This window comes from Frankia sp. AgB1.9 (genome assembly GCF_016786355.1).
In the GTDB taxonomy this organism is placed as follows: domain Bacteria; phylum Actinomycetota; class Actinomycetes; order Frankiales; family Frankiaceae; genus Pseudofrankia.
Window position 1 is genome coordinate 1 of sequence record NZ_JADWYX010000194.1, and the last position, 10,646, is coordinate 10,646.

General features: G+C 71.2%; 10 protein-coding genes. All 10 read right to left on the bottom strand.

Annotated features, from left to right (window positions below; all coding sequences use genetic code 11):
• Window positions 1-96 precede the first annotated feature (96 nt).
• The 10 genes from I6A60_RS39255 to I6A60_RS39300 all read right to left on the bottom strand — a co-directional run bounded on the left by I6A60_RS39255 (window position 97) and on the right by I6A60_RS39300 (window position 10,625).
• Window positions 97-1,119, bottom strand: coding sequence for a dihydrodipicolinate reductase (locus I6A60_RS39255; RefSeq protein ID WP_203023098.1), 1,023 nt, complete (start codon window positions 1,117-1,119; stop codon window positions 97-99).
• Window positions 1,116-1,985: an SDR family oxidoreductase gene (locus I6A60_RS39260; RefSeq protein WP_203023097.1), complete on the bottom strand. Its 870-nt coding sequence runs from the start codon at window positions 1,983-1,985 to the stop codon at window positions 1,116-1,118. The genes I6A60_RS39255 and I6A60_RS39260 overlap by 4 nt, the downstream gene beginning before the upstream one ends.
• Window positions 1,986-2,070: 85 nt before the next feature.
• Window positions 2,071-3,261 carry a cytochrome P450 gene (locus I6A60_RS39265; protein WP_203023096.1) on the bottom strand — a complete coding sequence of 397 codons (1,191 nt, stop codon included), beginning with the start codon at window positions 3,259-3,261 and terminating at the stop codon, window positions 2,071-2,073.
• A 67-nt stretch (window positions 3,262-3,328) separates the two neighbouring features.
• A complete protein-coding gene (locus I6A60_RS39270; RefSeq protein ID WP_238437182.1) occupies window positions 3,329-4,162 on the bottom strand; it encodes an amidohydrolase family protein in 834 nt (277 codons plus the stop codon).
• Window positions 4,163-4,217: 55 nt separating this feature from the next.
• Entirely contained in the window at window positions 4,218-4,742 is a 525-nt protein-coding gene (locus I6A60_RS39275) for a cupin domain-containing protein (RefSeq protein ID WP_203023095.1), read from the bottom strand.
• 146 nt (window positions 4,743-4,888) lie between these two features.
• Window positions 4,889-6,595: a class I adenylate-forming enzyme family protein gene (locus I6A60_RS39280; protein WP_203023094.1), complete on the bottom strand. Its 1,707-nt coding sequence runs from the start codon at window positions 6,593-6,595 to the stop codon at window positions 4,889-4,891.
• A gap of 89 nt (window positions 6,596-6,684) precedes the next feature.
• Window positions 6,685-7,947 carry an acyl-CoA dehydrogenase family protein gene (locus I6A60_RS39285; RefSeq protein WP_203023093.1) on the bottom strand — a complete coding sequence of 421 codons (1,263 nt, stop codon included), beginning with the start codon at window positions 7,945-7,947 and terminating at the stop codon, window positions 6,685-6,687.
• Entirely contained in the window at window positions 7,944-9,077 is a 1,134-nt protein-coding gene (locus tag I6A60_RS39290; RefSeq protein WP_203023092.1) for an acyl-CoA dehydrogenase family protein, read from the bottom strand. The genes I6A60_RS39285 and I6A60_RS39290 overlap by 4 nt, the downstream gene beginning before the upstream one ends.
• Entirely contained in the window at window positions 8,989-9,999 is a 1,011-nt protein-coding gene (locus tag I6A60_RS39295; RefSeq protein WP_203023091.1) for an amino acid ABC transporter permease, read from the bottom strand. Before I6A60_RS39295 ends, I6A60_RS39290 begins: the two co-directional genes overlap by 89 nt.
• Entirely contained in the window at window positions 9,996-10,625 is a 630-nt protein-coding gene (locus I6A60_RS39300; RefSeq protein ID WP_238437183.1) for an amino acid ABC transporter permease, read from the bottom strand. Before I6A60_RS39300 ends, I6A60_RS39295 begins: the two co-directional genes overlap by 4 nt.
• Window positions 10,626-10,646: the final 21 nt, after the last annotated feature.

The window sequence follows — 10,646 nt, forward strand, 5'->3', positions numbered from 1 at the left end:
CCGCGCCCGCCCCCCCCCGCCCGGCGCCCCCGGGGGGGTGGGCCCGGGGGGGCGGGGCCGGCCGCCCCCGCGGGGCGGGGGGGGCGCCGGTGCCGGTCAGGGGCGGAACTGGCCTGCCGCGCGGACGAGGGGGAGGTCCATGAGGTTCACGATGCCTGGGGGTGCGGCGCATACCAGCGGGATCGCGTTGACGGCGGGCATGGCGGTGGTGACGGTGCCGTCGAGGTGGTCGCCCTGGGGCTCCAGGCGGACGCGCACCCCGGGGACGCCGTCGAGCTCGATGACGTACCCGTGGGTGACCGGCCAGTTGGGCGTCATGTCCTCGCCGAGCTTCCAGACGAAGCTGCACTCGATCAGCGAGCGTCCGTCCTTGTCGCCGGAGACGGTGCCCTTGAAACCGGCGATACGTCCCTTCTTGACGGTCATGTAGCCGAAGTCGGTGTCCTGGTTGGCGGTGGCGAACTCGACCCGGAAGCCGACGCCGTCGAGCCGCAGGCCGAGGGCGTTCGCGAGTACCGGGATCTGATCCTTGAACGAGCCGCAGGACGCCTCGCAGGCCTCGCGGGCGGCCGGGTCGTCGGGATCGAGGTCGAAGCCCTGGGCGCGGAACATTTGCTCGTTGGCGTAGCCGGAGATGTCGAGTGACTCCAGGACGGAGAGCCGTTCGACGCGGCTGCACATGGCGCTCGCGGCGAGGGCGACCATCGGCGCGTGGCCGGGGTAGATGCCCGAGGCGTAAAGCGACGAGCCGCCCCGCAGGCAGGCGTCGCGCAGCCGGTGGGTGGCGTGCTCGCCGTAGCCGAACCCGGCCATCATGTAGTGCGTCGACACGACGTTCACGCCCGATTCGAGGATCCGCTCGAGGTGATCGAAGTTCGGCCGGTACGCCATGTAGGAGACGCAGTCGGGCTCGAGCGCGAGAAGCGCGTCGATGTCGTCGGTGCTGGTGATACCGATGGGGTCGATCCCGCACAGCTCACCGACGTCCCGCCCGACCTTGTCCGGCGAGTAGGCGTAGCAGCCCACCAGGTCGAGCACGGGGTGGCCGACCATGCCGCGGACGGCCGCGCTGCCGGTCTTGCCGGTGGTCCACTGCACCACCCGCAGGCGCCGGTTCAACGGGCGACCTTGTCGGGCCGGCGGGTCGAGGTCTCCTGCAGGGCCCGCCACACGCCGGTCGCCTCGGACCGGGGCAGCGCGAAGCACCGCTCGGAGACGAACGCGTCGTCGGGGTGGGTGTAGGCCACCGGTCCGTGGCCGAGGCCGTCATACGACGCGGTCGCGACCTCCTGTGGCGTGCTGGGCCGCAGGAGCCGCGAGCGGGCCCGGTCGAGCGGGTCGTCCGTGTCGACGCGGTTGCACAGCTCGGGGTCGAGCGTCTCCTGGAAGGAGTTGTAGTTCGGCGACGACGTCGCGCCGACGAACACGTTGACCGCGTCGACGCCGTTGTCCGCGAGCTCGGTCCACAGCGACTCGGTGAGAATCCACTGGAAGCCCTTGCCGGCGTTGTAGGTGCTGAAGTTGACCGCGCCCTGGGTGCCGCCCATCGAGCTGATCATCACGATCCCGCCGCGGCCGCGATCGATCAGCCTGCGGCCGAAGTGGTGGCACAGGATCACCGGGGTGCGGCAGTTGACGTCGACGCTGAGCAGGTGCAGGTCGAGGTCACCGTCGACGAAGCGGCTGTTCGGCCCGACCGCGGCGTTGTAGACGAACAGGCCGATGTCGAGGTCCTTCGTCGCGTCGGCCACCACGGTGCCGATGTCGGGCGACGCCAGGTCGGCGGCGATCGTGCGCACCTCGACGCCGTGCTGGGCGGCGACCTCGGCCGCCGTCACCTCCAACTGGTCCTTGCCGCGAGCCAGCAGAACGACGTTTAAACCACGACGGGCCGCCTCATGCGACAGCGCGGCACCGATCCCCATCGACGCGCCGGCCACCAGAACCCACGGCCCATAGGAATTCTGGAAACTGTTCTCCACCATGACGGGGGCATCCTTCCGAGAACACAGGTGCATGCCTGATACGCGGCTGGCGTGAGCCGGGAGCCGCGTGTGGATGAGCGGCTGGTCAGACCTGGATCGGCAGACGCAGCGGGCCGCGGACGGTGCTGGTGTAGAGCATCTCGGTGCGGGCGCGGTCGACCGACCACTGCGGCCACCGCAGCAGCGTCTCCGCCAGGCCGATCCTGGCCTCGCGCCGGGCCAGCGCCGCCCCGAGGCAGAAGTGGACGCCGTAGCCGAAGGTCATGTGCAGGTCGAGCTTGCGGTGGACGTCGAGCCGGTCCGGGTCCGCGTACTTGCGCTCGTCCCGGCCGGCCGAGCCGGTGATGAGGATGACGCGGGAGTTCGCCGGGATCGTCCCGCCCGGCAGGGTCACGTCGCGGGTCGTCCACCGGGCGTTGACCGGTGACGGCGGCTCGTAGCGCAGGATCTCCTCGATCGCGCCCGGGATCAGCCCGGGGTCCCGCACCAGCTCGGCCCGCTGGTCTGGGTGCTCGTCGAGCGCGCTCGCGGCCCAGCCGAGGTGGCGGGCGACGGTCTCGCTCCCGGCGCTGAACAGCAGGATCGCGAAGCTGGCCAGCTCCTCGTCGGTGAGCCGCCGCGGTTCACCGGTCACCTCGTCGGCGACCTCGGCGTTGACCAGGTCGGTGAACACGTCGTCGCGGGGGTTGGTCCGCCGGTCGGCGAAATGGGCGCCGAGGCGCTGCCCGAGCTCGGTAAGCGCGGCCAGCGACGTCTCGTTGTTCATGCCGACGCCTTCTTCCATGTGGAAGACGTTGTCGACGATGTGGCGCAGCTCCTCGCGCTCACTGCCGGGAACACCGAGCAGGATCGAGATGACCGTGGGCGGCAGGATCGCGGCGAAGTCCTGGACGTAGTCGAAACCGCCGGAGCCGACCTGGGGGTCGAGAAGCTGCGCGCAGATCGCGTGGATGCGCTCCTCCAGCATCGTGACCCGCCGGACGGTGAACGCGCGGGACACGAGCTTGCGCAGCGTGGTGTGTTTCGGCGCGTCGAGCCAGATGATCATCGCCGTGTCGTAGGGATCCGGCGCCATCGTCTCGAGGGTGGTGCCGTGGCTGGAGCTGAACGTCTCGGCGTCGCGATGGGCCAGTTCGATGTCGTCGAAGCGGGACAGCGCGTAGAAGTCGAGGCGGTCGTTGCGGTAGACGGGCGCCTCGTCGCGTAACCGCCGCCACAGCGGATAGGGATCGTCGCGCAGTTCGGGAGCGATCGGATCCCAGTAGAGATCAGTCATCGGAGCCTCCGGCCGGTCGTGGACCAGCTGTCGTCGTGGACCCGCTGTCGTCGTGGACCCGCGGTCGTCAGGACGAGGCCTTGCCGCCGAAGAAGAAGGCGTCGGCGTTCGCGTAGAGCCAGTTGTCGCGGACCTCGTCGGTCAGGTCGAGCGCTGCGGCCTCGGTCAGGGTCCGTTGGAAGGACAGCACCGGGTAGTCGGAGGCGAAGATGACGCGCTCCTTGCCGCGGGTGGCCATGAAGTGCAGCAGCGAGGCCGGCAGCCGCTTCGGCGACCAGGCCGACGTCATCAGACGCAGGTTGCTGTACTTGATCATCAGGCGGATCGCGGTGTCCCACCAGGGGTCGGCGCCGTGGATCATGCAGAGCTTCAGCTCGGGGAACCGGTAGCAGACCCGGTCGAGGTGGATCGGGTTCTGCGGCTCGGCCGGCAGCGGCGGCCCGGGAATGCCGGTGTTGACACACAGCGGCAGCTCAAGCTCGCAGCATTTCGTGTAGAGGGGAAAGTAGACCGGGTCGGTGGGCGGGTACATGCCGTCGCCCCAGAAGCTCGGGCCGACGTTCGTGCACGCGACCGGGTAGTCGCGGACGTACGACTCCAGCGCGCGGACCGTCGGCATCGGGCGCAGCAGGTTGAACCCACCGAGCGCGAGGGCGAAACGGTCCGGGCGGGCCTCGGCGAACTGGAACGCCCGCCCGTCGGTCTTGCCGACCTTCGCGATCAGGATCGCCTTCTCGACGCCGTTCGCGTCCATGTCGTCGAGCAGCTCGTTCAGTTCGGGGCTCTTGAAGAACGAGTCACCGCCCTTGAAGTAGTCCTCCTTGACGCGGACCATCCAGTCCGGCTGCTTGTTGTCGCCGAAGTCGACGTTCACCAGGCAGTCCATGGCGCGGGACACCATTGGCCTCTTCTCGGTAGGTGGGTCTTTCCAGCTGCTTTCGGACGGAGCCGCCCGGTCAGACCTTGGGCTGGGTCGCCCAGTCGTCGCGGTGGGCCCGTACCGCGTCCACGACGCGTCCCCAGCCGGGGAGGCTTTCGGTGATCCGCATGTCGAACGGGCTGGTCGTGCGGAACTCCAGGATCTCCACGCCGTCGGGGCCGGCGGTGTAGGTGTAGGGGCGGTCGGCCGGCTGGAAGAACCCGTCGCCCTCGCCCAGGACGGTGGCGCCCATCCGCAGCTCGCCGCGGGTTACGTAGTACAGGCAGTCGGCGCTGTGGGAATGGCGCGGCAGCACGTAGCCCGGGCCGAACCGCGACCACACCAGGCTGGTGCCCCCGGCCTCCGGGTCACCGAAGAGCACCTTGACGACCTGGCCACCGCCCGAGACCCACTCCAGGAACTGCTCGGGTGCCTCGGGGGTCATCACCGGCATCGACATCATGCCGGACTCGTGCAGCGGCAGCGCCTCGGCGAACCGGAAGGTCTCCCGCCGGTGCGCAGCCTGGGTCGTCGGGGCCGTCTCGGTGGTTGTATCGCTCATGGCCGCACCTCACTCGTTCTGGTCCTGCGGTCGCCATCCGACTGTTCGGATGGCGAAGTCTGACTTTCGTTCGGGCGTACCAACGGTCCTGGGCCAGAGGACGTTGATCGGTCTTTCAGGGGCAGGCTGCGGCGTGACCGCGCCGGTCACCAGGTCCGTTCGGTGACTGCCTCGGTGACCTGCGCGCGCAGCGCGGTCTTGGCGACCTTGCCGGTGGCGGTGGTGGGAAGCTCGGGCAGGATCACCAGTGCCTCCGGGCACTTGAACCCGGCGAGGCGGCCTCGGGCGAACTCCCGCAGGCTCGCCAGGGTCGGTGACGTGCCGGGCCGGGGGACCACGACGGCACAGACCCGTTCGCCCAGGCTCCGGTCGTCGACCCCGACCACCGCGGCCTCGGCGACGTCCGGGTGCTCGTGCAGGACGGCCTCCACCTCGGCGCAGTAGACGTTCTCGCCGCCGCGGATGACGACGTCCTTCAACCGGTCGACGACGTGCACGAAGCCCTCGGCGTCGACGTAGCCGATGTCGCCCGAGCGGAACCAGCCGTCCTGGAAGGACGCCCGCGTCGCGGCCTCGTCGTTCCAGTAGCCACGCGCGACCTGCGGTGAGCGGAAGCAGAGCTCGCCGGTGTCGCCGGTACGCAGCGGCGTGCCGGCGGCGTCGACGGTCCTGACGTCGGCGGTGAGGTTGGGCCGCCCCACGCTGTCCGGATGAGCCGCGAACTCGACGCCGACGTTCGTCACCACGGCCGAGGTGGTCTCCGTCAGGCCGTAACCGTTCAGAAGCGCGACCTCGGTGCCGAACACCTTGGTCGCAAGCGCCACCAGGTCGGGGGGTACGGCGGCGCCGCCGATCGGGAAGACCCGCACGTCCAGGCCGAGCTCGCCGACTCCGGGATATTCGAGGATCTGGCGCGCGACGGCCGGGACGCCGCCAAGCGTCGTGACGGCCTCCTCGACCGCGAGGCGCGCCCATTCGCGGACGTCCCACCGGTGCATCAGCACCATCTTCGCGCCGCCGAGCGGAGCCCCGACGATGGCCGAGATCCCCCCGATGTGGAACAGCGGCCCGGTCGAGATCGTCGAGGACTGGCGGACCGGTGCCGGCGGCCGCCCGGCGACGATGGCCTCCCGCACAGAGGCGAACGCCATGTTCCACAGGTTGGCGGTCATCCCGCGGTTGGTGTTGAGCGCTCCCTTGGGCCGACCGGTCGTACCGGACGTGTACAGGAGCGTGACCGGGTCGTCGCGGCCGAGCCGGGCGACCTCGTCGTCCGCCAGCGGCGGACCGGCCGTCAGCTCGTCGAAGGCGACGTCGCCGGCGTTCGTGCGCACCCCGATCAGCGCGAGGCCCTCGGGCCGGCCGGCCGCGCGGACGCTGTCACAGCGGTCGCCGTCGGCGAACAGCACCGCGACGCCGGCGTCGCGTAACGCGTACGTGAGCTCGCCACCCGCCCACCACGAGTTCAGCGGCACCACGACCGCTCCGGCCAGCGCGGCCCCCCAGAAACCGATCACGAACTCCGGCAGGTTGCGCATGGCGATGCCGACCCGGTCGCCCGGCCGGACGCCGAAGGTCGACCGCAGCTCGCGGGCCAGGCCGCGGGCCCGGCCCCGCACCTCGGCGAAGGTGAGCCGCTCGTCCTCGTAGACGATGTTCACGAGCGCCTCGTGCGCGGCGCCCAGCTCGAAGACGTCGACGATGGTGCGCGGCGCGCGCACGAAGTCCCGCAGCGCGACGCCGTCGAGCACGATGTCCTCGAGCTCGAACGGCGCTCCCGGGCCGACGAGCGGGGCGAGACGGGGGTCGTCCCGGTACACCGGCGCGAGGCCGGGTCCTCGGTCAACCGCCATGCGAGCCTCCCGACCAGCATCGAAGAGATATAGATATTTCTAGCCGCCAGACCGGCCGTCGCCAAGCCCCCCGGCCCCGGTACCTCGGCCTACGGCCCGCGGGGCACGTCCCGGAAGACGTCGGCGTCGGCGCGCTGCTCGCGGGGCATGCCGAGCAGCCGTTCGGCGATGACGTTGCGGGCCATCTCCGTCGTGCCGCCGCCGATGCACGCGGCCTGGCGGATCACGAAGCCGAGCCCGACCTGGGCTGAGCTCTCGTCGTCGGGCGCCCAGACCACGCCGGCGTCGCCGTACAGCTCGGTCGCGAGCGCCGCGCGGCGGGCGTTCGCTGTCCCACCGAACAGCCGTGGCATCGCGGCGGCGTGGTGGGGGAGCACCCCGGTGGCCATCTTGCGGGTGACCGACTCGACCAGGGCCCGCAGGACCAGGGCGCTCGTCTGGGCCTCGCCGATGAGGGCCCGGGTGCCACTGTCGTCGATCGTCCCGAGGCCGCGGGCGGCCTCGATCATGGCCGTGGGCTCGTAGGGGCCGTCGTTCGGCCGGTTCCCGCCCCCGGTCACGTAGGGGGAGCCGCCGGAGATGGTCCGCTCGTGGTAGAGCCAGCGGGTCATCACGGTCCAGCCGGCGTCGACGTCCCCGATCCGGTCGGCGTCGGGCACGACCACGTCGGTCAGGAACTCCTGGCAGAAGTCCGTCGAGCCGTTCACCAGCTCGATCTGGCGGATCTGCAGGCCGGGCGCGGACATCGGCAGGCTGAACACCGTCAGCCCGCGGTGCTTCTCGACGTCCCAGTTCGTGCGGGCCAGGCAGAGCGCCCAGTCGCCCCACCAGCCGGCCGTCGTCCAGATCTTCGAGCCGTTCAGCACCCAGCCGTCGCCGTCCCGGGTCGCGGTGGTGACCGCGCCGGCGGCGTCCGAGCCGCCGCCCGGCTCGGACAGCAGCTGGACCCAGATCTCCTCGCCGCGCAGCATCCGCGGGATGTGGCGCAGCTTTTGCTCCTCGGTCCCGAACTCCAGCAGCACGGCCATGCAGGGGATGAACGTCGACGCCTGGATCTCGGCCGGGTAGTCGTAGCCCTTGATCTCCCGGTTGAACGCGGCCTGGTGCGCCGGGGTCAGCCCCTGCCCGCCGTACTCCCGCGGCACGCAGATGCCGGCGAACCCGCCGTCGAAGAGCCGGCGCTGCAGCTCGCGGCACGTCGCGGCCCGGGCCAGCACCTCCTCGTCGGTCGGGTGGGTGGCGGCGTAGAGGAAGAACGTGTCCCTGGTGAGGTCGGCCGGCGGCAGGTTCTCGGCCAGCCAGGCCCGGGCCCGCGCCGCGAACGCGTCGACGTCGATCGCGGTCTCGCTCACTTCGCACCCTCCATGGCGGCCTCGGTCAGCCGGACGACTCGTTCGGTGAAGGAGCCCGGCGTGCCGAACAGCTGGGCGTCGACGGTGGCCCGGCGCAGGTACAGGTGCAGGTCGTGCTCGAAGGTGACGCCGATGCCTCCGTGCAGCTGGACGCAGTCCTGGATCAGCTCGGGGCCGACCCGCCCGGCGTGCGCCCTGGCCGCGCTCGCCCAGGTGCTGGCGTCACGCGCGCCCTCGCCGACGCGTCGGGCGGCCTTCTCGGTGACCGCGGCGCTCGCCTCCAGCTGGGTGCGCAGGTCGGCCATCCGGTGCTTGATCTCCTGGTAGGACCCGAGCGGGCGGCCGAACGAGTACCGGTCCCGCGTCCACTGCAGGGTGATGGCGAACGCGCGTTCCATCGCGCCGACGATCTCGCCGGCCTGCAGGACGGCCGTCAGATCGAGCAGGAACTCGTCGTCGACGGCGCCGCCGACCTGGGCGCTCGCCGCCACGGCCGCCTCCCGGAAGGTGACCGCGCTGTAGCGCCGGACGAGGTCGAGGCCGCGCAGCGGGGCGGCCTGCACCCCGGGAGCGTCCAACGGGACGAGAAAGTGCGACGGTGCATCGTGGTCGACCAGCGCGGCGACCAGGAGGTAGCCGGTCGGCGCTCCGGTCTCGACCCGGGGCAGCGTCCCGTCGAGGACGAAGCCGTCGCCCGACCGAACCGCCCGCACTGGCGCGTTGCTGGGGGCGGCCCGGTGCCGTCGCGGGGCTGGCGCCCAGGCAGCCGTGGCACCACCGTCGAGCAACGCGGACAAGGGCTCGCCGTGGCGGTCTTTCGAACCCCACCGGCCCAGCGCCGCGGCGACGACGTTGGTCCCGATCAGTGGCCCGGGGGCTGCGTGGCGACCGAACTGGAACGCGACGGGGAGAAGGTCGGCGAGCCCGTTGCCGCTGATCGAGCCACCGCCGGAGCCCTCCGGAACGAGCAGTGCCGTCCAGCCGAGCTCGGCGCCCTGCTTCCACTCGGCGGCGTCGAACGTCGACTCCCGCCGGGACAGGTCACGAATCCGCGCCGCGGGGTAGGTGGCGGCGAGGTACTGCTCGGTCGTGGTCTCTAACAGGGCCTGGTCTGGCGTCTGGGTGAACATCGTCCTCCTGGGCGTCCGGCGCGGTGTCTGCCGACGTCCGCATACATATATCTAAACCTTTCGATTGAGTCTGGCTAGAGTCGGGGACCTGCGGGTTCCGCGCGGTCGGCGCTGCGCCCGGCACCCGCCGGCCGGACCGGCGCTGCCTGGCCTCCAGCCGCCGCACCAGGTAGGACAGGCTGGCGTTCACCGCGACGTAGGCGATCGCGACGACGACGTAGCTCTGCAGGACCGACTGTGCGTACTGCCCGGTGATCTGCCCGCGGCGTAGCAGCTCCGGGTAGGGCAGGACGAAACCGAGCGACGTGTCCTTGAGCAGCACGATGAACTGGCTGAGCAGCGACGGCACCATCCGGCGGATGGCCTGGGGCAGCACGACGAGCCGCATCGCAGGCCAGAAGCCGAGGCCGAGCGCCGCGGCGGCCTCGCGCTGACCGGAAGGCAGGGCGACGATGCCGGTCCGGAAGATCTCCGCGAAGAAGGCGCTGTTGTACAGGGTCAGGCCCAGGACGAGAAACCAGAAGACCGGGAGGTCCAGGCCGATCGTCGGCAGTCCGAGCCCGATGAAGTAGATCAGCAGCAGGACCGGGATCGCCAGCCAGAAGTGCGTGTATGCCGCCGCGACGGCCCGCAGCGGCGCCAGCGGAGCGAGCCGGCAGAGCGCGAGCAGGCAGCCGATCGCCAGCGCGAGCGTGCCGGCGACGGCCGCCACCTTCAGCGTGTTGAGCAGGCCGAACGCGAGAAACCGCAGGATGGCGGGGTTGGTGACGAACGTCCAGCGCGCGCGGTCCAGCTGGTGATGCGAGGCCAGCCGCAGGACCGCGACCGTGACCGCGAGGCCGACGAGCCCGACCGTGACAGCGGAGCCGACCGCGATCCAGGCCCGGGCCCGTGGCCCGGGTTCGTCATAGAGAACGGTCACCGGGTCACCGCTACCCGGCGCTCGACGAGGCGGATGACCCCGCCGAGGGGCAGCGTGACGACCAGGTAGGCCGCGGCCGCGGCGAGGTAGATCCAGACGGGACTGGGATCGGAGGTGTTGAGCTGACCGGCCCGGGCGGTGAGCTCCAGGACGCCGATCGGGGCGGCCAGCGAGGTGTTGCGGACCAACGCGGACAACAGCGCGCCCAACGGCGGGACCACCGTACGGAACGCCTGCGGCAGCACGACGTGGCGCAGGGTCCCGGTGAAGGTCAGGCCCAGTGAGCGGGCCGCTTCCGCCTGCCCGACAGGCACCGAACGGATCCCCGACAGCAGTGCCTCGGAGACGAAGGCGCCGGTGTAGCCGCCCAGCACCAGAACGGCCGAGACGAACAGCGAGTAGCGGACGCCGGTCTTCGGTAGTCCGTACACAAACAACAGGATCAGGACGAGCGGGGGCGTGTTGCGGACCGTCTCGACGTAGACCAGCCCGGGCCCCCCCCCCGGGGGGGGGCGGGGGGCCCCCCCCCCCGGCCCCCCCCCCGCCCCCCCCCCCGCCCCCGCCCCCCCGCCCGCGACCGCAGCGGTCGCCTGGGGCTTTGACCACCTTGATGTCGATCGGATCATCACTTTCACCAACCGTCACAA